This window comes from Corynebacterium marquesiae (assembly GCF_030229635.1).
GTDB classification, from domain to species: domain Bacteria; phylum Actinomycetota; class Actinomycetes; order Mycobacteriales; family Mycobacteriaceae; genus Corynebacterium; species Corynebacterium marquesiae.
Genome location: NZ_JASPII010000001.1, coordinates 186,979 through 209,278, shown reverse-complemented (window position 1 = coordinate 209,278; position 22,300 = coordinate 186,979). Strand labels below are relative to the sequence as shown.

The following is a 22,300-nucleotide window of genomic DNA, read 5'->3' as shown; positions in this document are numbered from 1 at the left end:
CGTAGGGTTGGTGAAGCAATGAGCATTACCGATAACGCCACCGGCGGCGTCAACGAGCCGGAAGATTTTAATAAGTCGGAATCTCAGGACAACTCGCAAGGTGTCACCAAGGACACCAGGGCTGCGAATACTTCTGAGGACACCGGCGCTGAGTCCCAAGATTCAGCCAACGACAACTCCCAGGGGTTCGCGCATCTTGGCCTGCCAGAGAAAATTCTGGAGGCCGTTGCGAAAGTAGGCTTCACCAAGCCGTCCCCCATTCAGGAAGAAACCATCCCGATCTTGATGGAAGGCCGCGACGTAGTTGGCCTTGCCCAGACCGGTACCGGCAAAACCGCAGCCTTCGCGCTGCCGGTTCTGTCGCAGATTGACACCAAGGCCCGTCATCCGCAGGCACTCGTGCTCGCCCCAACCCGCGAGCTGGCCCTGCAGGTGGCGGACTCCTTCCAGTCCTTCGCCGAGTCTCTCAAGGGTGTCGAGGTGCTGCCTATCTACGGCGGCCAAGCCTACGGCATTCAGCTATCCGGGTTGCGCCGCGGTGCGCAGGTCATCGTGGGCACCCCGGGTCGCGTCATTGACCACCTAGAGAAGGGCTCGCTGGACCTGTCCCAGCTGCAGTTCCTCGTCCTCGATGAGGCCGATGAGATGCTGAACATGGGCTTCCAAGAAGACGTCGAGCGCATCTTGGAGGACACCCCGGACCGCAAGCAGGTGGCGCTTTTCTCGGCCACCATGCCGAACGCTATCCGGCGCCTCTCTAAGCAGTACCTCGATAACCCCGCCGAGGTTACGGTGAAGTCCGAGCGCCGCACCAATGACAACATTACGCAGCGCTTCCTCCTCATTCCGCACCGCGCGAAGATGGATGCCTTCACCCGCATCCTTGAGGTCATCAATTACGACGCCATTATCGTCTTTTGCCGCACCAAGCACGAGACCGAAGAGGTAGCCCAGACCCTGCGTGACCGCGGTTTCAGCGCCGCCGCCATCAACGGCGATATTGCGCAGGCGCAGCGTGAGCGCACCGTCGATCAGCTCAAGGATGGCCGCCTAGACATCCTCGTGGCTACCGACGTCGCCGCCCGTGGCCTCGACGTCGAGCGCATCACGCACGTGGTCAACTTCGATATCCCGAACGATACCGAGTCCTACGTGCACCGCATCGGCCGCACCGGCCGCGCGGGCCGCTCCGGCGAAGCCATCCTGTTCGTCACCCCGCGCGAGCGTCGCATGCTGCGCTCCATCGAGCGCGTGACCAACGCCCGCTTGCAAGAGATGGACCTGCCGTCCGTCGATGAAGTCAATGAAAAGCGCAAGGAAAAGTTCGCGCAGTCCATTACCAACTCCATGGACAATAAGCAGGCGGACTTCTTCCGCACCCTGGTGCGCAAGTACTCCGAGGACAATAACGCGGCTATGGACGACATCGCTGCGGCCCTCGCCGTCATGCTGCAGGGCGGCAAGAACTTCCTAATGGAAGACAAGCCGCTTCCCAAGCCGAAGCGCGACCGCGACCGCCGCGACGATCGCAAGCGCGATTTCAAGGGCGGCGGCAAGGGCCGTGGTCCTAAGCGGCCGGACGGAGACTTTGAGACGTACCGACTGGACGTCGGCAAGCGGCAAAATGTGCGCCCGGGAGCCATCGTGGGTGCTATTGCCAATGAGGGTGGCCTGTCTGCCAAGGACTTCGGCCGTATCACCATCGCGGTGGGCCATACCCTGGTTGACCTGCCAAAGAACCTTGACCCGGCAGTGCTGGACCGACTGAAGGATACCCGCATTTCCGGCCAGTTGATCAAGATTCAAAAGGACACCGGCCGCCCGCCACGCCGTGATCACGGCGGCGGACGCAAGCGCGGTGGACGCTGGCGCGATTAGCAATTTCGACTCAATGGGCCTCTTCGGAGGCCCATTTTTCGTGCCATTTGACCTGCGGTTTTACTATAAACGGGGGTAGGGTGTCGGAGGGGTTTTGTATACTGAAAGCGCAAACATGTTCTAGAGAAACTTCTGCGGGGAAGTCCATGAATGCGCCCTTCTTTGCCAATACCAATCCAGCAAATTCCACCTCACAAACAGCTACAGACATCCGCAAGGCCGAATATCTCCTTTGGAAGCGCCTGCATCCAGACCCGGATGACGATATCGAAATAATTAGCCAATCACTGTCGGATCTCACCGGAACGCGGCAGTCCCGAATTAGAAATATTATTTTCGCCTTTGAGCGATTACAGGAGCTGCCGCGCCTTAAAGCCCGGCAGGAAGAGCTTTACCACTTAGATTTAGACCGGTTAATTACTATTGACCAATCGCTGTCCAAGTTGGGCGAGATTGGCACCGAACAATGCCTGCTTATCGACGCCGAATTAACCACCTACCTCACCCCCAAACGCCCCAACCAAAAATTACCGTCCCATCGCAACCTGCGGCGAAAGCTGCGGGAGCTCATTGTCCGCCTTGATCCGACCATCGCCGCACGCGACCCGCGGCGCAAAGAGACTTATCACCTGGAGCCCACGGGCGGGGAGTGGGCCGCAGTTTGTCTCAACGTCGGCTTAGAAACTGCCGAGATCATTGATCGAAATATTCGCGGTGTGGCCGCGGAGAAGGACATTCCTTTGGCGCAAGCGGCGGTCGAGTTGCTTACTGGCGCGGCTGAGGCCAAGGCAAAAGTGGTGCTCAATATGTACCGCTGCGACCTGCCGGATGCGCCTGCTTTCGTCCAAAACCTGGGTTGGGTTTCGCCGGAGGTTGCGGATGACATGCAGTCGCGCGCCACGACCGTGCGCGACATGGATGCAGCAGCGGAGGATGAAAGCGGAAACTACGTCACACCGCCGCATATCCGCGCCTTTGTGGAAGGGCTCGATGGGACCTGCCGGTGGCCTGGATGTACGCGGCCGGCGATGGCTTCCCAGATGGACCATCGACACGATTTTGCCGAAGGGGGTCCTACCTCTGCAGCAAATTTGACCTGCCTTTGTCAACACCACCACAACATAAAGACCGATGGACGAGCCTTCTATATTAAGGACCCGATTAGCGGGGACGTCGTCTGGCTCTTTGAGGATTCCACTTGGGTCTATGAGGAGGCTAGCGGTCCTCTTGCACCGAAGAACCGGCGGTGGGCACAGACGGTGGCGCAGGCGACGCGGCGGCATCGAGAAAATGCGCACGAAGATGCACAAAAGTTGAAGGAGGAGCTCAAAAACGAGAAAAGGGACAGTGAAGACACTGTCCCAGAAGAATAAATGGCCTCTTAGAAGGCCACTTAGAAGTTGACGTACATCAGGATAAGGCAGACAATCCACAGCAGGTTGAACACGCCGCCGAATGCGGACAGTGGCTTCTTAGCAGCTGCATAGTCAAAGGTGGAGTTGGATTCTAGGGCCGTCAGGGACTTCTTCTGCTTCGGCAGAATAACGAAGAACAACAGGCACCACGCGATGATGGCCACGAGGATAGCGATGTGGAAATTGACTGCGGACTTGTAGGCGTCGATATCGGAAAGGAATACGCCGAGGCCCAGGATAGGCACGATGGCGGAGATGTAGCCGTAGGTATTGGTGATGTTGTGTAGAACGCGGGCGGAGCCAAGGGCTGCTTGGTCACCTTGTGCTGCCTTCGCCATTTGGGTCTGGTAGGAGGAAGTGGATACACACACCGGGCCAATCAAGAGGATGGCCGCGGCCACGTGGAGGAATACAAGGAAAGAAGTCATTGAAAGAACCCTTCAATCGTGGAAAGTTGCCACGTCAACCCTAATCAATTTCCAGTCAGGAGGGCTAACCGACATTGCCTTTGCATCGCGCGTACATCCTTGGAAGGTAGAGGAAGGGAGTACTTGCGGGCGATGTCGGCGAGGCGGCGCGAGTAGTCGCAACGGTTGGCCGGGGGAAGCCATTCCGCAGGGAGGGAATCTGACTTTTCTTGGTTGAGCTCACGGCTGGTGGCTACGAGGTTGAGCGGATCGTTGCCAAAGCGGACCTTGGTTTCGCGGTCCCACTCGGAAGCACCCATGTCATAGGCCGCGGAGAGGGGAAAAATGTGGTCGATCTCAATAGGGGAGGTAGCGGGAATCGTGGTGCCACTATAGGGGTCATAGAGAGTTCCGCTGCGGGCGTGGCAGGCGTGGAGGGGATCGCTGGATTGGCTTTCTAGAATGATCTCGCGAGTGGTGCAGGCGCCATGGGGTTGCCAGATGCCGAAGTCTTCACGGTTGTAGCCGGCGGCTTCGGGGCGGGAGGGGAGCGTGGTGACGTCAAAACGCGGAAAAGGCCACGCATACCATGCGCCGATAAGGACGGTGATGCATGATAGCGCGGCCAGGTAATAGGACTTCATGTCCTATTGGACTGCGCGGAGTCCGCGTTGGTTCCGACTATTTATCGGTGACCTTCTCTGCTGCTTCCTCGAAGTCGAGGTTGGAGTTATTTTCCACGAGCTTGGCCAGCTTGGTGGACTCTTCAAATTCGGCCACAACCTCTGGCTTAGGCTCCTTGGTGAGCTTGGCGACAATAACTGCCACGATGAGGGCTAGGAAGAAGCCTGGGACGATTTCATAGAGGACGTCGGAAAGCGGAGACATACCCCAGCCAATAGCAACGATGGCACCGGTAAGCATGCCGGCAATGGCACCGGCGGAGTTGAGGCGCTTCCAGTACAGGGAGAGCAAGATGATCGGGCCGAAGGCAGAGCCGAAGCCTGCCCAAGCGAATCCAACCAGACCCAAAATGGAGTCAGATGGGTTGATTGCCAGCAGGGCGGCAATGACCGCGATAGCTACGATGGCGGTGCGGGAGAGGTTGATGAGGACCTGCTCGCCTGGCTTCTTCTTGGCAAAGATGAGGAAGAGGTCCTCGATGAGGGAAGTAGAGACGACGAGCATCTGGGACGACATGGTGGACATAATGGCGGCTAGAACCGCGGTCAGGACGAAGCCTGCGGGCAGTGGGTGCATCATGGCCTGCGCCATATCCAGGAAGATGGTTTCGAAGTTTTCCTGGTCGGTGATGCTGTGGCCGGTCTGGGTGAAGTAAACGGTGCCGGATAGGGCGACGAAGATAGCGCCGATGACGGATAGTCCCATCCAAGTTACGCCGTAGAAGCGGCCTTGGCTGGCGTCGGAAGGCTTACGCAGCGCCATGAAGCGGACCACGATGTGCGGCTGGCCAAAGTAGCCCAGGCCCCAAGCCAGGTTGCCGATGATGACGCCAGCGGAAACGCCCGCGAACATAGAGAAGTAGTTGTCATTTTCCACTACGCCATCGGTGCCATAAGGATTATCTGCGGCAAACGTGAAGATCGAAGACGGATCGCTGAGAGAGACAATGGCCATAATCGGCACGATCATCAGGGCGACGAACATAAGAACGCCCTGGACGACGTCCGTATAAGACACCGCCAAAAAGCCGCCGACGAAGGTGTAGAAGATGGTCACCGCAGCGATGACGAGCATGCCGGTGAGGTAGTCACCACCGAAGGTGGACTCGAAGTAGCGGCCACCGGAAACCATGCCCGAGGAGACGTAGAAGGTAAAGAAGAAGATAATGATGGCTGCGGAGATGATGCGCAGCAGGCGGGACTTATCGTGCAGGCGGTTTTCAAAGAAGGACGGCACGGTGATGGAGTTGGCCGCGATTTCTGAGTAAGAACGCAGGCGCGGTGCGACCCACTTCCAGTTAGCCCAGCAACCGACGAGCAGGCCGATGGCCATCCACAGCTCGGACATACCGGAAAGGAATAGGGCGCCGGGCAGGCCCATCAGTAGCCAGCCGGACATATCGGATGCGCCAGCAGAAAGAGCCGCTACGAATGGGTGCAGGCCACGGCCGCCCAAAACATAATCGTCATATTGGTCGGTTTGTTTGTAGCTCCAATAGCCAATGGCTGCCATTGCGAAGAGGTACACGATCATCGCAATGACGTACCAAGTTGAATCTTGCACGTTTTACTCCTTGTAGTGATCTGTAGGACATACCCACGTTAACGAGGTCACAAGGTTAACCCAAGCGAGAATACAGGTGTGGCGCATATCTCCGTATGGATTTTCTATCGTTCAACTGGGAAAAGGGGAGAACATAACGAGCATGTAACAAAATGGGAAGGGCTGCTATGCTGGCGGTTATGGCTTCTTACCTCGTGCATGGACTGTGGCTCCCCGTTACGGGACTTAGTCTATGGATTGAACAGGTAGAAGGGCACAAGATTGTCATGCCGAATGCCGTTCCTGAAGGCACCTTCCCGCCGGCGGTGGAGTCCATCTTGGCGAAGAAATCCTTCCGCAACCGAGCACGGGTATCGCTGCGCACGCCCAAGGGTAAGGATGTGTCCTTGATGGTGCCGATGGCAATGTTCGGCCCAGAAGAGGCCGTGGCGGCGCTTGCTCAAATGGAACACCTGAATCACAAGCCGCCCGCCACCATCGCGCCGGATCTCCAATGGCTGATCCATGCTTACAGCGGGCTGTGCAAGTTCGTGCGCGCCGGGCGCGTGACCTTCCGGCTTGCTTACCAAGCCAATGAGTGGTTCCCCATGTGGCAGCTGGCCTCCGGCCTGGGTGAGCGCGGATGGCTTGCGGAGATGATGGCGGCTGCGCCGGGCATCTTGCACGTGAATAATCGGGCGCTGTCGGATGATATGGCCGATGAGCTCACCCACTGGATTGCCTTCCACGAGCTGCGGCCCGTGGCGGAGGCACCGCGGCCAATGCCATGGCACGAATTCGCCCGTGCGCTGCTCGATACGCGGCCGATCCGGCGTGGACGCGCGCAGCTTTTGCGCGGGCTCAATGAGTGGAAGAATTCCATTTACGAGGTAGAACTCCAGCTGGTCTACATCGTGGAGGAACCGCTTGACGATGACCCGGATGCAGCCAAGTGGCCGGTGCGCGTGCGGGTACGCTCGGGCACGGATTCTCCGCGGCCGGTGTCGGCGCAGAGTTTGGATAGGGCGAGTGTGGAAAAGCTGCGCGAGGCCCACCGCAAAGCCGTGCGCATCGCACCCACGCTGGGGGAGAGCGCGCAGCTGCCGCAGCCTGGCGACGGCGACTGGGACGTCTACCTTGAAACCCACCAGCTCACTCATTTTATTACCCACGAGGTGGATAAGCTCAAGGCCAGCGGCGTGACCGTCATGCTCCCCAAAGCATGGGCACAGATGGAGACCAAGGCCAAGCTGGAAACCCACGAGGCCCGCGATCCGGCCGAGGCCGCCACGAAGAAGCACATCGGCATGAATAAGCTGGTGGACTATAACTGGCGCATGTCCGTGGGCGATGTGGAGCTGACCGAGGAAGAGATGGAGGACTTGGTCAATTCCAAGTCCGGCCTCATCCAGCTGCGCGGCAAGTGGGTCATGGCCGATAAGCAGGTCGTTTCCCAAGTCTCCGGCTACATGGACGCGCTGAAACAGAAGTCCATCGCGCGTAAGAAGAAGGAGCTCGAGCAGCTAGCCGCCTCCGCGGAAATGGCCAAGCAGCTCGACCAGCCAGGGTGGGAAGCCCTGATGGCGGATGTGGAGCGCCGCCGCCAAGAATTCAACGAGGGCGGCGAGGAGCACGAACAGGTCACCGTGGCCGAACTGCGCGAGCTGGCGTTGGAGTCCATGACCCAAGAGCCCATCGAGTTCACCGGCAGCACCTGGCACACGGCGCTGCTCGGTGGGGTGGATAAGGTTGCCCCAGAGCGCGTGGAGATTCCCGCATCCGTACACGCGGAGCTGCGCGAGTACCAGCGCCGCGGCGTCGACTGGTTGTATTGGATGTCGCGCAGTGGCATTGGTGCCGTGCTTGCCGACGACATGGGGCTCGGCAAAACCCTCCAACTACTCTCCCTCCTTGCAGTGGAGAAGGAGCGCGGCGAGCAGACCGGCCCCACGCTCGTGGTGGCACCAACGTCCGTGGTGGGCAACTGGGCCCGTGAGGCTCAGCGCTTCGTTCCAGATTTTAAGGTCATGGTGCAGCACGGCTCGAGCCGCCCGCGCGGCGAGGACTTTATTAAGGAAGCCAACGAGTGCGACCTCGTCATCACCACCTATGGCACCGTGGGCCGCGACTTTAATGACATGGGCGAGGTGAGCTGGCAGCGCGTTGTCCTCGATGAGGCCCAGGCCATCAAGAACTCCGCGACCCGCTCGTCCAAGGCCGTGCGCTCGCTGCCCTCAGAGCACCGCGTGGCGCTGACCGGCACCCCGGTGGAAAATCGACTCTCCGAGATGCGCTCCATCCTGGATTTCTGCAATCCCGGAGTGCTGGGCACCGCCTCGTTCTTCCGCAATCACTTTGCCAAGGCCATCGAGCGCAATAATGACGAGGAAATGTCCGAGCGCCTCCGCCAGCTCACCGCGCCGTTTATCCTCCGCCGCGTCAAGACGGACCCGAATATCATCGATGACTTGCCGGAAAAGTCCGAGCAGATCCTCACCGTATCCATGACCACCGAGCAGGCCGCCCTATATAAGGCACTGGTCAACCAGGTAAAGAAGGATCTGCAGGAGGCTACGGGCATCAATAAGCGCGGTTTGGTGCTGGCCTCGCTAACCCGCATTAAGCAGATTTGTAATCACCCCGCGCACTACCTGGGCGATAACTCGCCGGTGACGCTGAAGGGCAAGCATCGCTCCGGCAAGGTCAAAGAGCTCATGCGCATCGTGGACGAGGCCACCGAATCCGGCGAGCGACTCCTCGTCTTTACCCAGTACAAGGCCTTTGGAGATATCCTGCAGCCCTATCTGAGTGACCAGCTGGGCCGCGAGATCCCCTTCCTCCACGGCGGGGTAAGCAAGAATAAGCGCGACCAGATGGTGGAAGATTTCCAGTCCGAGGACGGACCGCCGGCGATGATCCTTTCGCTCAAAGCCGGCGGCACTGGTCTGAACCTGACGGCCGCATCTATCGTCGTGCACATGGACCGCTGGTGGAATCCGGCGGTGGAAAACCAGGCGACGGACCGTGCCTTCCGTATTGGCCAGCGCCGCAATGTGCAGGTATATAAGATGATCACCGCGGGTACGCTGGAGGAATCCATCCAGGACATCTTGGACGGTAAGACGCAGCTAGCCGGCGCCGTGGTGGGCGAAGGCGAGGGCTGGCTCACGGAGCTGGACCCAGATCAGCTGGCTGCACTCATGAGCTACCGGGGGAGGGAGTAATCCATGGCCGTCAAAGGCGACGACAACGTCATCTATGCCAATTTTGGCACCCGCAAGCGGGTAAGCACCCCGGCCGAGGTCAATCACGTGGACCGCAGCGGGCGCATCCTGTCCACTACGGCTTCGCGGATCGCGGCCTTTACCTCCCACGGTGCGGACCGCGGCCGGATTACCCGCGGCCGTCAGTATGCCGAGGGAGGACACGTCGTAGGCCTCGAGGTGCGCAACGGCGCTATCCACGGCCGCGTGGCTGGCTCCCAGAACGAGCCCTTTGCGGTGCTCATCCAGCTGCCGTACCGCAATAACGATGATATTGCCCAGCTGGCCACCGAGTTCGCCCGCACCCCCAATTCCGTGGCCAATGCGCGCAAGGGCCTGCTTTCCGACGCCGCCCTGGACACCCTCTTTGCCCCCGAGGCCGAAGACCTGCGTCTGACCTGCGACTGCCCAGATGGCGAGTACGTGTGCAAGCACATCGTGGCGGTGGGCGATAAGCTCGCCACCCGTGCTGATGCGGACCCGGCCGTCATCTTTAATATGCGCGGGCTGGACTTTGCCCGGCTGGAGCGCATGGTCTTAGAGCAGGCCAAGACGGTAAGCCGCGAAAGCTTTACCCCGAGCGACCTGTCCGAGGAAGAAAAGAATGACATCTTCTGGAACGGCCGCGAGCTGCCGAAGCTGCCGCAGCCCAAGGTAGCCCCAGCCATCGATGACTCCGATCCGGACCTGTTGCGCAAGGCCATGCGCTCGGTTTCACACACCAATCTGGATCTCCTGCGCGCGGTATCCGATATTGAAGACCTCTACTATCACCTCTCGCACTAATGACTGCTACCACGTTTATCCATACCTCCGATTTTCAGCTGGGCATGACCCGGTGGTTCTTGAAGGGCGAGGCCCAAGGCCGCTTTAATGATGACCGCGAGGCCGCCATCGTCCGGCTGGGAGAGCTGGCTCAGGACACGGGCGCGGACTTCATAGTCGTGGCCGGCGACGTCTTTGAGCATAATGCCCTCTCGCGCGACATCCTCGCCCGCGCCACGGAGATGTTCAAGCGCCTGCCGGTGCCGGTCTATGTTCTGCCCGGCAACCACGACCCGCTGGTGGCGGATTCGGTCTTTTATAAGACCAGCGCGGACAATGTCCACGTCATCGCAGACTCGGAGCCCATCGAGGTCGCACCCGGCGTGGAACTGGTTGGCGCGCCGTACCTTTCCAAGCGCGCGAACCACGACTTGGTTCGCCAAGCGCTCGAACCGTTGGAGCCGGCTGCGGGCATTCGCATCGCCGTCGGCCACGGCCAGGTGGATTCCCGCTCCGGCGAGGATGACGCCGATACCATCGACCTTGCTTTCGTCGAGGACTGCCTGGACCGCGGGGTCATCGACTACCTCGCGCTCGGTGATACCCACTCCACCGCGAGCCTTGGCACGACCGGACGGGTGTGGTTCTCCGGTAGCCCGGAGACCACGGACTATAAGGAAACGAGCACTGGCGGCGGCGAATCCGATTCCGGCAATGCGTTGGTGGTGCGCGTGGGGGATGAGGTGGACGTCGATAAGCGCCGCATCGGCCGCTGGACCTTTGAAGCCCTCGACGCTGCCGTGGATTCCGCCGAAGACGTGGAACGCTTCCTTGCGCGCCTAGGCGAGTACCCCGATAAGGTGCGCACGGCCGTGAAATATAGCCTGCGTGGCACGCTCGGCGTCGCGGCCCATGCCCGCCTGCAGCGCGGCTTGGATGAGTACGAGGCCGTATTTGCATCCCTGCGCCCCCGCGAGCGCACCATGGATCTCTACTTGGAGCCCAGCGAAGAGGAATTGGCCAGCCTCGATATCTCCGGCTACGCGGCCGAGGCCTTGCATGAGCTGTTGGAGAACCGCGAGGATCCCGTCGCCCGCGACGCCGCCAACCTGCTATTCCGCCTGGAGGGACAGTCCTAATGCGCATACATCGCCTAGAACTTAGCAACGTCCGCGGCATTGAGCACCTGGTCCTCGATGAGCTGCCTGAGACCGGCGTCGTGGTCATCCATGGCGAGAACGAGGCCGGCAAGTCCACCATCGTGGAGGCGCTCGACGTGGTGCTCACCGAAAAACATAGCGGCCGCTCCAAGCGCATTCGCGCCCTGCAGCCGGTCGGCAAGGACGTTGCACCGGAAGTTACGGCCGAGCTGAGCGTGGGGGAGTACCGCTTCCGCATTGCCAAGCGTTGGCTATCTAAGAAGTCGTGCGAGCTTAATGTCACTGCTCCACGGCCGGCGCAATTTACCGGCAGCCAGGCCGACGATGAACTGGAGCGTATCCTTTCGGAGCACTTGGATCGCTCGCTTGTCGACGCTCTCTTTATGCGCCAAGACGACACCGGCGAGGCCATCTCTGCCGTCGGCATTCCCAGCCTGACCCGCGCGCTCGAGCGCGAATCCGGCCTGGCCGAGGACGAGGTTTCCGGCGATGATTCCGCGCTGCTGGCCCGCGTGGACAAGGAATACCAGCGCTACTTCACCGCGGCGAAGGGTAATCCGGCCGGTGAATACAAGGAGTCCGCCGCAGCTCTAGCGCGCGCCGAAGAAGAATGCGCAGAGGCTACCCGCGTACTGCGCGAGCTCGACTCCGTGGTCGAGCGCTACGAACAACTCGAGCGCGACCAAGCCGCCGCCGAAGCAGAGCTTCCCGCCGCCCGCGCCGACCTCGCAGAGAAACAAGCCCAGGCCGAGGAAGCCGCCACCGCGCAGGCCACCCTGGACTCCCATAAAGCCACGCTTGAGTGTGCCACGGACGATCTCGCTCGTGCGCAATCCGCAGTCACCGAGCGCGCCGAGCTCGTCACCGCCGCCGAGGAATCTGCCAGGGCCACCGAGGTGGCCCAGTACAAGCTCACCGCCGCGCAGGACAAGGCTAAAGAGGAGGCCGAGGAGAAGGAAAGATTAGAAAAGCGCCTGGCGGAGGCCAAAGAGGACTATGCCGCGGCTCGTAGCACACTTAAGCAAGCGCGCCGCCAGCAAGATAAGCAGAAGTTTGAGCAGCTCAGTGCCCGGCTAGAAGCGCTTGACGCCCTTGCCGCCGAGGCGGATCAAGCCCGCGCCGTCGTTGCGCAGCGCGGCCGCGAGGTGACCGCGGCCGATATCACCGGTTTGCATAAGGCGGACTCGGCCCTTTCGGTAGCAGAGCGCCTACACGAGGCCGCGGCCGCCAAGGTGCATTTTTCTGGGCCGGCGGGTTCTACCATTCGCGTCGATGGCGAGGACATCGAGGTGGGGGAGGGTGCCGCCATCGAGCTTGTTGATTCCCGCGTTATCACCATCGGTGATATCACCGCTCGCTTCTCGGCCGGTTCCTATTCCGCGGAGGACACCCAGCGTGATGTGAAACAGGCACGCATGCGGCTGCAAGAACTGCTCGATACCCTGGGCGTAGGTTCAGCAGCTGCGGCCGAAGAAGCCCATGAGACGCACCGTGCGCAGAACGATGCCCTCGATGCCGCTACCCGTGCGCTTAGTGTCGAGCTGGGTCCAGATGACTTGGCCGGCTTGCGCTCCCAGCATTCCGCGCTGGCCGAAAAGGTCGCGGACCTTGAAGATACCGCCGAGGTAGACCTTCCTGCCGCCGAAGCCGCGGAGGAAGCCGCGAGCGAAAAGGTCGATGCGCTCGACCGCGAGCTTGTGCCGTATCGCGAAAGCCGCCTTGCTCACGAGGTGGTGCGCCTAGATGCCGAGCTGGATGCCGCCCGCGAAAATGCGCAGCGCGTGACTCGAGACCTTTCCTCCGCGCGTGAACGCGCCGCCGACGAGGACCTGCGTGCCGAGGTTATCCGCCTAGAATCCGTAGTGGCGGGCCTGCGTGGGCAACTGGATCAGATGGAAGCTGTGGACCTTAAGACCGCCAACTCCTTGGTGGAAGGCGCGCAATCCCATCTGGATTACCTCACTGAACGCATACAGCGCTGCGAGGTGGACCTCGGCCGGCTCTCTAGCGAGGTGAACTTCCACTCCGGTGCCGCCGAGCGCGCACAGCAGGCCACCGCGGCGGTAGAGATGGCTCGGGCGGTGTACGAGAGCGTCGATAAGCGCGCCCAAGCAGCCCGTTACCTGCGCGACATATTGCTCAAGCACCGCGATGCCGCTCGCCAGCGCTACGCCGCGCCCTTCGTGGCTGCGCTCTCACAGTTGGCGCGCACCGTTTATGGTGGCGAAATCACCTTTGAACTCGATGAAGATCTACGTGTGATCGCTCGCACTCAGGACAATGAGACGGTAAGTCTGGCTAGCCTTTCTGGTGGTGCCCGCGAGCAATTGGCCATCCTCACCCGCTTTGCCATTGCGCAATTAGTGGGGGCGGAGTCGGTACCGGTCATCGTCGACGATGCGCTGGGTTCTACTGACGCACACCGTCTGCAACTTATGGCCACGCTCTTTTCCCATGTCGGCCGGGATAATCAGGTATTGGTCTTTACCTGCATGCCAGAGCGCTACTCCCGGGTGCCGGGACGCGACGAGCGCGACATAGCTTCCCTCAAAGGGGTAATCTAGGCCCATGTCTTATCAAACTCGCTGGTTAAACGACGAAGAACAGGAGCTATGGCGCCTGTTGCTTGCCGCTGTGCGCAAAATAGATAGGGGAATGGATGAAACGCTGAAAGCCGGCGGGGAAGTCTCTGCCTCCGAGTTTGCCGTCCTGGTCGCTCTTTCAGAGGCACCCGAACAGCGCCTGCGCCTGCGCGAGTTGTGCACGCAGCTGGAGTGGGACCGCTCTAGGGCCTCGCACCAGGTAACCCGAATGGAAAAGCGCGGCCTATTGTTTAAGGAACCGGACGAGGACGATGCCCGCGGCATCCAAGTGTGCGTGACTCATGTTGGCCTAGAACACCTACGCCGTGCCGCCCCCGAACACGTGGAATCGGTGCGGCGCATGGTCTTTGATCACTTGAAGCCCGAAGATATCCCGGCGCTTAAGCGCTTTTTCACCGGAGTTGTGCAGGTGACTAACCTGCCAGGCTACGAGGGGTATGTGCCGGATTCACTACTACACGGAAAGGATTAAGCTTCATGATGGGCCAAGAGCTCTTTGAGCACCCAAAGAAGCAATATAAAACCTACGGCATCACCGCGCTGGAGGAGCTTAGCCCGCGAATCGGCGACCCCGAGGCACACTTGGAGGATACGGCTAGCGCAGAACAAGTCGCCGCAATGGAAGAGGCGCTAGAGGCGTACCCAGACTCCGCGCTGACCTACGACCAAGACACCGAGCTGTGGATCGTAGGCGCGGAGGAAGACATCGAGCGCATGCTCGCGGATCGCGAGTCTTTCGTAGAAGCGCTGCTTAATAACGAGGACCCGGGGATCTAGAGTTCGGACTTCGGCGTCAATCAAAAGTGCGAGGAATGCGGCCTTGTAAGCACTTAACTGTTAAGATATCCGTAGTTAATCCTCGGTGGATCGAAAGGTTTTATCATTATGAACGAGCGTGAGGCTCAGGAACAGCGCGAAGCAGCAGCTCGCGATAAGGGCAATGGCTGGGTTCCAGTATTCCTTCAGTGGATTCCTTCCATGCTGCTATCCGTAGTGATGCTGGCAGCCATGTTCCTCGGCATGTACTACATCGAGCACGGCACCTTGGACATCACCCAGCCGATCACCAACGAGTTCATTACTCAGTAGCTTCGGCACATAGAAGAATCCGGCTCCCCCTGCACAAGGCGGGGAGCCGGATTATTTTTATTTGCCCAAGGCTTGGCGCCAGGTCATCTTGCGTCCATTATTCAAAATGGCGCGGCGGTAGATACGGCCGACTAGCACGATAATCAGTGCGGTCACCACAGCCATGAGCACATAGCTAGCTAGCAAGCCCAACCAGCTGAGGTTGCCCCCGGCCACCTGCAGCGGAGCGACCAGCATGGACACCGGCGGCAACCAGGTCATGACTTGCATCCACGTGGCATCCAGGTGCATCCAGCCGAACATCGGTACATACATGGTGGCAAAGACGAGGAACAGAATCGGTGTCTGCGTGGACTGGAGATCCTCGGTGCGCTGCACCATCGAGCCGGCTGCAGCGTAGAGGCTGCCGAAGAAAAGCAGACCTAGAATCTCACCAACAAGGAGGACCGCTACCAAGCCATAGTCCAGCTCGAGGTCACTAGCCAGACCGGACGCTGCAAGCGAGATCGCGCCACCACCCAGGATGAGGAGGGTGGCCAAGAAACCGATGATGGTATTGCCCAAAATCTTGCCGGCCAGGAAGTCCGCTGGGCGCACGGAAGATAGGATAATTTCCACCACGCGGGAGGACTTTTCCTCGGTGACGCGGCCGCCAATCAGACCAGCGAAAGTCATGACGGAAAAGACTACGACCATGGCTCCGATCATGACGGTGGCAACGCCGGCCCACTTTTGTTCAGTGCCGTCCTCTTCTTCTAGGTTCACCTGATTGACCGTGGTGGACGGGGTAGCCTTTTCTAACTCTTGCGGGTCGATATTGAGCTTATCCAGCGCCGTTGCTTGTGCTTGAGAAGCAACGATTTGGTTGACCGTGGTAGTTACCGCGGCAGGCGTATCGCCCTTGCTGAGGAGATCCCAACCGTCGTTCTCTGCCGGTACTAGGGCGGCATCGGCCTCGTCATTTTCCACCAATTGCTGGGCTTCCGCGCGGTCTTTTGCCTCTGTGGCATCGATACCGGAATCATCAAAGGCAGACGCTTCCATCCCCACGATAGCTACGGAATCCGGTTCGTCATCGCCGCTGAAGAAATTGATAGCAATGGGTGCGATAATGGCGCCGAGGATGAGTAGCAGCATTGTGCCCACTACCATCTTCGACTTCAGTGCGACTGCCATCTCACGCTTGGCTACAACCCCGATGGTCTTCATTGCAGAATACTGCATGGCTTAGGCCTCCTCATTCTGGTTGCTGGTGACGACGTCCTGGAAAAGCTCGGTCAGGTCTGGGATCTTGCGGCCGAAGGAATGCACCGGGCCTGCGGCAAGGGCTGCCTGCAGGATTGTCTGATCATCTACGGCGGGATCGGCTTGGAGCACTACGGCATCGGCAGTTTCTGTCACCAGCTCTGTGCTTTCCGGGTACCAGCCGCGCGCTGGGGTAGCGACCTCGAAGCGAGGCGGGCCTTGGCTGCGCAGCTTATCGACGCCCCCTTCAGCCACCATATGCCCCTTCGTCACAATGCCCACGCGGTCACACAAGCGCTGCACCAGGTCCAACTGGTGCGAGGAGAAAATGACGGGCACCCCGCGGTTGGCGCGCTCGCGCAGCATGTCTGACATGACGTTGACCGCAACCGGGTCTAGGCCGGAGAAAGGCTCGTCCAGAATCAGCATGTCAGGATCATGGATAAGGGAGGCCGCTAGCTGCACCCTCTGCTGATTGCCCAAAGACAGGTCATCGAGCTTATCGTCCATCCGCTCGCCCAGCCCTAACTGTTCAAGGAGCTCAGTGCCGGCGCGCTTGGCGGCGGGCTTATCCATGCCGTGCAGCGTGCCGAGGAAGACCAGCTGGCTAAGCAGCGGCTCTTTGCCATAGAGCCCGCGCTCTTCTGGCATATAACCAATGCGGCGGCGATTATCGTCATTAATTGGGGCGTTATCGAAGTAGACTTCGCCGGAGTCTTTCGCCAGCACACCAAGTGCAATGCGCATGGTGGTGGACTTTCCGGCGCCGTTGGATCCGACGAAACCGAAGATTTCGCCGTCACCCACGCTAAAGGTCATATCCCGCAGGGCTTGAGTGTCCCCGAAGGACTTATTGAGGTGGTCAATGGTCAAGGTGGGCATGTCTAGTCCTCCGAGGTCTGGTTGAAGGTCAGTGCGTATCCGACAGCGGGCAGGGTGCCAGAGATGAAGTAGCTAAAAAGTAGGTAGTAGCCGACTCCTAACAGAAATTTGGTGCTATTTATTTCGAAGGTATCTCCGTTCAGAAACCGAAAATTAGATGCGAAAGCAGCCAATCCTCCGACGAATAGCAATGTCGTTGACAGCTTGAACGCCTTTTGCCGCCAGTCGTCCAGCACTTGGGCCTCGTATTCATCGAGGGCGGCCAGAGGTTTTGTGTCCTTGGTGTCGATGGAAATTCGCAGAATGGTCCACGGGATGCACGACAGTGCGATTGTTATCGACGTAGCAAAGAGGGCCCAATAGGCGGAAAATGTCTGGGCAATGATGAGGAAAATCGCGGATACGGCTACGCAGCCATACATTGAGGCGATTAATCCACGGGTGGGGCCGGGCCTGCGGAACCGTTTGGCGCGGATCGTTGTTGAAACTGGGGCGTCGTTTGCTGTCATGCACCCAAGTGTTGCATAAACCCAACACTCTGGCAAGAGATTCTGCAGATTTTCTCCGGCGGTTGACCCTGACGCAGCGTAAGGCGCGACAATGAAGCCATGGACGACATCGATGAAGTTCTCTATACCGTTGGCGAGGTAGCAGCGCTCTTCCGCATCACGGTGCGCACTTTGCATCACTGGGAGGCACAAGGCTTGCTGTCTCCAACGTGGCGCAGTTGGTCCAACTACCGGCTGTACACCGAAGAAGACTGCGCCCGCGTGCAGAAGATTCTGATCTATCGCGCCACCGGTATGAAATTGACCGATATTAAACAGCTGCTAGATGGCGGTGCCTCCGACTTAGAACATTTGCGGAGGCAAAAGGAGAGCCTGCTCGCGCAGCGCGACAGCCTTACTGACATGCTGGCAGCAATTGACACCCTGATGGAGGATGCAATGAATAACCAAAAGCTCACCACCGAAGAAATCGGACAGATTGTCGGCGATGCCAACTTCGCCGCGCATCAACAAGAAGCAGAGGAGGCCTATGGATCGAGTGAGGATTGGGCTGTGTATCAGCAGCGCACTGCCGGCTGGTCGAAGGACAATTGGAGCGATGCGCAAGCCGGAGTCGCTGAGGTCGAAAAAGAGCTGGCCCAGGCCGTAGCGAGCGGTGTGGGTGCGGGGTCGGAGGAGGCCCAGGGGATCGTCGAAAAGCACCGCGAAGCATTAAGCGCCTTCTTTCCCGTCACGCCAGCGAAGCACTTCCTAATCTCGCGCGGCTACGTAGCTGACGAGCGCTTCCGTGCCCACTATGAGACGCAGCAGGAGGGGTTGGCGCAGTGGCTGGCAGACGCGATTGAGCATGCAGCTAAGGCACAAGGGGTGGATACGGACAACCCGGAGTGGGCATAGCTAGCGGGCCGGAAGATAAATAAACCGCTGACCACTAGACAGTCCTAGTGGTCAGCGGGGGAGATTCGGATATTCACTCTCCCAGCCGGTATGCCGGTTCCGGTTGAAGTTGATTCCCTAGCAGGATACCCGCCGATTCCCTATGGTGTAAGAAAGATTTCCGCGAGGTTAGCGAGAACCTCTTCCATAGCGGCGGGTGTAATCCCGTCCTGTGATAGACAGTCTTGTAGGTCGCTTTTGAGAAGGCGCTGGCAGTGGTCGACCCTCACCCAACTTCTTTTACGCAGCCCTCCTTCGTAAGCGGCAATTTTAACGTCGAAACTCGATGAGTTACCTCCACTTGAGAGGGGACACACGAAAACGGCCTCGTTTGACTCATCGCTATTCACTTTGTCGTGGGAGACCACCAGAACCGGGCGACGGGTGTCATGCCAGGTTCGCTTACCATTGGAGACGAATGTTATTTTCTCGTCGCTCACGAAGTAGAGGCGGCCTCGCCGGACAACTTTCGGGAAGGGTGAACTCATCGTTCGGTGGCGTGTCCGGCAAAAATGCTGTGGATTAGTTCTTTGTTTAATCCATCCGTTGAGTACGCGTCAATATGCGGGGGAAGAGTTTTGAGAGCGTCAACTCGGCGTCGCATTTCGGGTGAACGTTCAAAAACGTGGAGACCATTAATGAAGTCCGGCCACGCGTCGTGAATCTCATTCTTCGGGATAGTGATACCTCGAACGCCGACTCGATAATGGTGTTCATAAGGACCGTAAGTGTGCGTGAAGTTTCGCAGTTGAGTGGCAGTCATCCCGCCGAAGTTTTCCCAAATGCCATCGAAGATTTCCTCGACATCGCGCGGTATAGCGTCACCCGTCGAAAATGGCTCCAAAGGTGCGGCAGGGCTATCGCCAACCCGAGACTTGATAAACCGGTACAAATCTGGCTGCGCCGGTCCGTGGTCCCAAGCCTGGAAGGTTCCGTCGGATAAATCGCGGTTTTCCAAGTGTCCATAGAGGCTCTCCGCGAGGTAGGACAACTTCTGTGCCTTCATATTCGTAATCGAAGGGGTTAGACCTTCATCAGACTCACGTCGGGTAGCCCATGAAAGGAACTGCAACAGGGGTTCCATAACTTCACCTCCTCAACTTCTATTTGATCCTAACACTAGATTGGTTCGTCCCTTCGTATCCTCGGCTAGAAGGGCGGCAATCGACACCTGCATTTTGTTTTACAGGCAGGTTCGACATCGTCCCTAAACTAATCGAACATATATTCCCCATGTTATGAGGTCGTATTCATGCCCCGGGTGAACCGCGCAGGGAAATCGCCCTCCAAGTCGGCCGGTCGGCAAAAACAGCCGGGAGGTTGGTCACCTCCCGGCTGTGTCTTGGGAACTTGATTAGGAATAGTCAGTCGCTACGTCAGATGAGTACACGCTCACGGCACTATTCGCGTTCTTCACAGCGTTGCGGACAACCTCCTGCTGCATGTCCAGTACCCGGTACGTCCCGTCAATCTCGGCGACCGCCTCGATACGACCAAACGCCCCACCGTGGCGCTCCGCGTAGCGGGCAAGACCCTGGAGTTTCGCCAGCGCGTCACCCAAGTGCGCGCCGTGCGGGTCGACAATGTTCATCTCCACGTCGTCGCCGCGCTTGGTGAAGAAAATGAAGTCCGGGCACATCGCGCGCCACTCGTCCTCGTAGAGGTAGGGCACCACCACACTCGACGAACCGGCACGAGAGGGGTTGCGGTACCAGAACTGGTGCTTATCGTGCGCCTGCTCGGTTTCGAGGACGTGCCGCTCCCAGGTGTTCAACTCGACCGGGAACAGCCCTTTTTTGTCAGCGATGACGTGGCCCGTGTACGTCGCAGTGGTGTAGGCGTACTTGTCGCGCACCGGCTCACCATCGGCGTCGCGGACCTGCTCGCGCTGCACCATGATTTTGCTCGGCAGCACGAAGTCGGTCGTCAGTGGCTCGGCACCGGAGGCGATGACGCGCTCATAGTGCGAACGCTCCTCGTCAGATAGCGCCTTGCGCGCCGTGCGAGTTTCGGTCAACAGGGTCTTCACGCGGGTCGCTGCGTCCATACGCGCGCGGTCCACAACCTCGTCAACCCACCCTGCGGCAACACCTTGCAGCGTGGCGTCATAGGTGTCCATCGGGTTTTTCGGGTCGTCGATAAGGGAGTTGATGTACTTGTTCAACTGCCTGCCAGATAAGCCCCGCTCGGCCATCTTCTGCGACTGCTGAATCGAACGGTCGTCGGCAACCATCGTGTACTCGGACGCGGTGTAGTCGACGCCGCCGCCTACAACAGCCGTCACGTCCCGAAGTGAGGCGGTCTCGATGTCGCGCTTCGCGTCCTCGACTTTGTCCTCGTACATGTGGGCGGCAGCGCGAATCGCACGGGTCATAAAGTCGTCGGCCTGTGCGACACAACCCTTGATAATGCCGTGCTGGCTAAGCAGCAGGGACAACTCATTCAGTCGCCGAATGTCGTCTCGAATCGTCCTCGGCACGGCATAGGTCGGCACAGCGGAAAGCGCGCGCCACAGCGCCTTGTCGTTATCCACCTTGGGGTTGCGGCCGAGCGGGATTGCGTCGATGAGGACGGTCGGTAGCAGCGTGCCGCCGCCACCGAACTTGCCCTTGCTAATATGTCCCGCCATCGCCTTGGTGGTTTCCTCGTCGAAGCGCGGCAAGAGGCACCAGGTTGAGTTCAATAGGCCGTTGCCCTCGATACGACGCGCCAGCGGCGAGCGCACCATGCGACCGATAGTCTGTGTGATGTGGGTCTGGTCCTTGGCTGGTCGAAGCGACACCAACACCTCCGCACGCGGACAGTCCCAGCCCGTTGAGATAGCGGTCTTGGCGAACACGACGCGGATTCGCTCACGTCCCTGCACCTTGTCCGGCTCGATATACGGAATGTGCATGGAGCCGGGCAGCGCGATGTCCTGGTGCTCGCCGAGCACGTTGCAAAACGCCTCCGGTGCGATGTCGATGGTGTCGGCAATCGTGGAAACCCAGCGGCCAAAGTCCTCCGGTTTCGCGCCGTCCGGCACCTGGACCACCATCAACGGAATCACGTCAGCGAGTTGTTCGTCGCCCGCGGTGTACTCGGCCCACGCCGCGTGCGAGAGTGCGAGTTTCTCGGCACCCGCGCGCAACACCGTGGTCTCGAAGTCACCGACCTCGGTGGGGAACGTGAGCACAATCTCGTCTTTGATAATGCCGGAGTCCCGCACCCTCGCCGGGTCGACCTCGACGTTCGAGATGGTGTCGCGGTCGGCGATAGTGCCCATCGTCTCCTCGAATCTTTCCGGGGTGGCGGAGATACCGAAAAGAATCGGCACCGGGGGAGCACCGTGCGCGCCGTCGACGAGTTTTCGCACGATGGTGGTCCGGTTCTTCGGGTTCATGCCCCTGTGCGCCTCGTCAAGGAACATGTAGACGACCGTGCCGTCGTCGGCCGTGTTTCGCAGCACGTCCCAAAAATTGTGCTGGGCAGTGTCAGGGCGCGCCAGAAGGGGCTCTTGCTCGTCGTCCTGGGCACCGCGAACGAGACGTCCGTTCTTCGAGAGTTTGTCCGAGTTCAGGAAGTAGACCATGCCGGGGTCGAGTCGCTCGGCGGCGAAATCGGACTCGATGGTTTGGGTCCTAAACGCCAGAACCTCGCTCGCCTTGATAAGGCTCTTGCGAGATTGCTCGTTCAGACTGGGGTCGTCGGAGAACCATAAAATTGCTGCATTGGGGTCGGGCTCGAAGAGGTTGTCCTCACGTCCCTCGAAAATGGCCTCGATGACCGCCGCGGCCATGACCGTCTTGCCAGCGCCGGTTGTGGCTGACAGCGCGAAGGCGGACGGGGTGCCGTCGAACTCGAAGTTTCGCTTGGCGCGGGTGAGTTTTTGCAGTACCTCGCGCACTGCGTCTTCCTGGTAGTCCTTGAGGATATAGCGCAT

General features: G+C 59.5%; 19 protein-coding genes. 10 read left to right on the top strand and 9 right to left on the bottom strand.

From position 1 onward, the window contains the following. The first annotated feature begins 18 nt into the window (after positions 1-18). Both QP971_RS00960 and QP971_RS00955 read left to right on the top strand, forming a co-directional pair. Positions 19-1,878 (top strand): DEAD/DEAH box helicase, encoded by a 1,860-nt coding sequence (locus QP971_RS00960; protein ID WP_049378342.1) that lies wholly within the window; start codon positions 19-21, stop codon positions 1,876-1,878. Positions 1,879-2,024: 146 nt separating this feature from the next. Then, positions 2,025-3,251, top strand: a complete 1,227-nt coding sequence (locus QP971_RS00955) for an HNH endonuclease signature motif containing protein (RefSeq protein ID WP_284821724.1) — start codon at positions 2,025-2,027, stop codon at positions 3,249-3,251. A gap of 20 nt (positions 3,252-3,271) precedes the next feature. Here the strand turns inward: QP971_RS00955 and QP971_RS00950 are convergent, their stop codons facing one another. The 3 genes from QP971_RS00950 to putP are packed head-to-tail and all read right to left on the bottom strand — an operon-like array spanning position 3,272 to position 5,947. Continuing rightward, the gene (locus QP971_RS00950; RefSeq protein WP_239272881.1) at positions 3,272-3,721 is read right to left on the bottom strand and encodes a DUF2269 domain-containing protein; all 450 of its coding nucleotides are present in this window, start codon (positions 3,719-3,721) and stop codon (positions 3,272-3,274) included. A gap of 44 nt (positions 3,722-3,765) precedes the next feature. Next, positions 3,766-4,344: an HNH endonuclease family protein gene (locus tag QP971_RS00945; protein ID WP_284810571.1), complete on the bottom strand. Its 579-nt coding sequence runs from the start codon at positions 4,342-4,344 to the stop codon at positions 3,766-3,768. A 37-nt stretch (positions 4,345-4,381) separates the two neighbouring features. After that, the gene (gene putP, locus QP971_RS00940; RefSeq protein ID WP_284786631.1) at positions 4,382-5,947 is read right to left on the bottom strand and encodes a sodium/proline symporter PutP; all 1,566 of its coding nucleotides are present in this window, start codon (positions 5,945-5,947) and stop codon (positions 4,382-4,384) included. Positions 5,948-6,114: 167 nt separating this feature from the next. Here putP and QP971_RS00935 point away from each other — a divergent pair, with 167 nt between their 5' ends. From QP971_RS00935 to QP971_RS00905, 7 genes are all read left to right on the top strand, one after another. Continuing rightward, complete coding sequence (locus QP971_RS00935; protein WP_284810645.1) at positions 6,115-9,150, top strand: DEAD/DEAH box helicase; 3,036 nt, start codon at positions 6,115-6,117, stop codon at positions 9,148-9,150. A 3-nt stretch (positions 9,151-9,153) separates the two neighbouring features. Beyond that, positions 9,154-9,975 carry an SWIM zinc finger family protein gene (locus QP971_RS00930; protein WP_284786633.1) on the top strand — a complete coding sequence of 274 codons (822 nt, stop codon included), beginning with the start codon at positions 9,154-9,156 and terminating at the stop codon, positions 9,973-9,975. Further along, positions 9,975-11,093, top strand: a complete 1,119-nt coding sequence (locus tag QP971_RS00925) for a metallophosphoesterase family protein (RefSeq protein ID WP_269953358.1) — start codon at positions 9,975-9,977, stop codon at positions 11,091-11,093. The genes QP971_RS00930 and QP971_RS00925 overlap by 1 nt, the downstream gene beginning before the upstream one ends. Then, positions 11,093-13,678, top strand: coding sequence for an AAA family ATPase (locus tag QP971_RS00920; RefSeq protein ID WP_284810569.1), 2,586 nt, complete (start codon positions 11,093-11,095; stop codon positions 13,676-13,678). Before QP971_RS00925 ends, QP971_RS00920 begins: the two co-directional genes overlap by 1 nt. 4 nt (positions 13,679-13,682) lie before the next feature. Then, complete coding sequence (locus tag QP971_RS00915; RefSeq protein ID WP_284810568.1) at positions 13,683-14,189, top strand: MarR family winged helix-turn-helix transcriptional regulator; 507 nt, start codon at positions 13,683-13,685, stop codon at positions 14,187-14,189. 5 nt (positions 14,190-14,194) lie between these two features. Beyond that, entirely contained in the window at positions 14,195-14,494 is a 300-nt protein-coding gene (locus tag QP971_RS00910) for a hypothetical protein (protein ID WP_005327602.1), read from the top strand. 108 nt (positions 14,495-14,602) lie between these two features. Then, positions 14,603-14,806, top strand: a complete 204-nt coding sequence (locus tag QP971_RS00905) for a hypothetical protein (RefSeq protein WP_239272888.1) — start codon at positions 14,603-14,605, stop codon at positions 14,804-14,806. 57 nt (positions 14,807-14,863) lie between these two features. Here QP971_RS00905 and QP971_RS00900 read toward each other — a convergent pair whose 3' ends face one another. From QP971_RS00900 to QP971_RS00890, 3 genes are read right to left on the bottom strand one after another with little or no spacing between them, the layout of a single operon-like run. Continuing rightward, complete coding sequence (locus QP971_RS00900; RefSeq protein WP_284810565.1) at positions 14,864-16,030, bottom strand: ABC transporter permease; 1,167 nt, start codon at positions 16,028-16,030, stop codon at positions 14,864-14,866. A 3-nt stretch (positions 16,031-16,033) separates the two neighbouring features. Then, positions 16,034-16,933, bottom strand: coding sequence for an ABC transporter ATP-binding protein (locus QP971_RS00895; RefSeq protein WP_284810564.1), 900 nt, complete (start codon positions 16,931-16,933; stop codon positions 16,034-16,036). 2 nt (positions 16,934-16,935) lie between these two features. Then, positions 16,936-17,442: a hypothetical protein gene (locus QP971_RS00890; protein WP_284810563.1), complete on the bottom strand. Its 507-nt coding sequence runs from the start codon at positions 17,440-17,442 to the stop codon at positions 16,936-16,938. Between the two features lie 99 nt (positions 17,443-17,541). On the opposite strand from QP971_RS00890, the gene QP971_RS00885 reads away from it, so the two are divergent. Beyond that, a complete protein-coding gene (locus QP971_RS00885; RefSeq protein ID WP_284810561.1) occupies positions 17,542-18,339 on the top strand; it encodes a MerR family transcriptional regulator in 798 nt (265 codons plus the stop codon). A gap of 140 nt (positions 18,340-18,479) precedes the next feature. On the opposite strand, the gene QP971_RS11365 is transcribed toward QP971_RS00885, so the two are convergent. The 3 genes from QP971_RS11365 to QP971_RS00875 all read right to left on the bottom strand — a co-directional run bounded on the left by QP971_RS11365 (position 18,480) and on the right by QP971_RS00875 (position 22,300). Then, positions 18,480-18,866, bottom strand: a complete 387-nt coding sequence (locus QP971_RS11365) for a type II toxin-antitoxin system PemK/MazF family toxin (RefSeq protein WP_431831065.1) — start codon at positions 18,864-18,866, stop codon at positions 18,480-18,482. Beyond that, complete coding sequence (locus QP971_RS00880) at positions 18,863-19,384, bottom strand: Panacea domain-containing protein (protein WP_284810560.1); 522 nt, start codon at positions 19,382-19,384, stop codon at positions 18,863-18,865. The genes QP971_RS11365 and QP971_RS00880 overlap by 4 nt, the downstream gene beginning before the upstream one ends. A gap of 348 nt (positions 19,385-19,732) precedes the next feature. Beyond that, positions 19,733-22,300, bottom strand: a complete 2,568-nt coding sequence (locus tag QP971_RS00875; RefSeq protein WP_284810559.1) for a DEAD/DEAH box helicase — start codon at positions 22,298-22,300, stop codon at positions 19,733-19,735.

Coding starts and splice junctions, on each gene's coding strand:
- QP971_RS00910 (WP_005327602.1), top strand. CDS start 14,195: ATGATGGGCCAAGAGCTCTTTGAGCACCCAAAGAAGCAATATAAAACC.
- QP971_RS00895 (WP_284810564.1), bottom strand. CDS start 16,933: ATGCCCACCTTGACCATTGACCACCTCAATAAGTCCTTCGGGGACACT.
- QP971_RS00915 (WP_284810568.1), top strand. CDS start 13,683: ATGTCTTATCAAACTCGCTGGTTAAACGACGAAGAACAGGAGCTATGG.
- QP971_RS00935 (WP_284810645.1), top strand. CDS start 6,115: ATGCTGGCGGTTATGGCTTCTTACCTCGTGCATGGACTGTGGCTCCCC.
- QP971_RS00960 (WP_049378342.1), top strand. CDS start 19: ATGAGCATTACCGATAACGCCACCGGCGGCGTCAACGAGCCGGAAGAT.
- QP971_RS00950 (WP_239272881.1), bottom strand. CDS start 3,721: ATGACTTCTTTCCTTGTATTCCTCCACGTGGCCGCGGCCATCCTCTTG.
- QP971_RS00920 (WP_284810569.1), top strand. CDS start 11,093: ATGCGCATACATCGCCTAGAACTTAGCAACGTCCGCGGCATTGAGCAC.
- QP971_RS00930 (WP_284786633.1), top strand. CDS start 9,154: ATGGCCGTCAAAGGCGACGACAACGTCATCTATGCCAATTTTGGCACC.
- QP971_RS00925 (WP_269953358.1), top strand. CDS start 9,975: ATGACTGCTACCACGTTTATCCATACCTCCGATTTTCAGCTGGGCATG.
- QP971_RS00905 (WP_239272888.1), top strand. CDS start 14,603: ATGAACGAGCGTGAGGCTCAGGAACAGCGCGAAGCAGCAGCTCGCGAT.
- QP971_RS00945 (WP_284810571.1), bottom strand. CDS start 4,344: ATGAAGTCCTATTACCTGGCCGCGCTATCATGCATCACCGTCCTTATC.
- QP971_RS00880 (WP_284810560.1), bottom strand. CDS start 19,384: ATGAAGGCACAGAAGTTGTCCTACCTCGCGGAGAGCCTCTATGGACAC.
- QP971_RS00885 (WP_284810561.1), top strand. CDS start 17,542: ATGGACGACATCGATGAAGTTCTCTATACCGTTGGCGAGGTAGCAGCG.
- QP971_RS00875 (WP_284810559.1), bottom strand. CDS start 22,300: ATGCGCTATATCCTCAAGGACTACCAGGAAGACGCAGTGCGCGAGGTA.
- QP971_RS00955 (WP_284821724.1), top strand. CDS start 2,025: ATGAATGCGCCCTTCTTTGCCAATACCAATCCAGCAAATTCCACCTCA.
- QP971_RS00890 (WP_284810563.1), bottom strand. CDS start 17,442: ATGACAGCAAACGACGCCCCAGTTTCAACAACGATCCGCGCCAAACGG.
- QP971_RS00900 (WP_284810565.1), bottom strand. CDS start 16,030: ATGCAGTATTCTGCAATGAAGACCATCGGGGTTGTAGCCAAGCGTGAG.
- QP971_RS11365 (WP_431831065.1), bottom strand. CDS start 18,866: ATGAGTTCACCCTTCCCGAAAGTTGTCCGGCGAGGCCGCCTCTACTTC.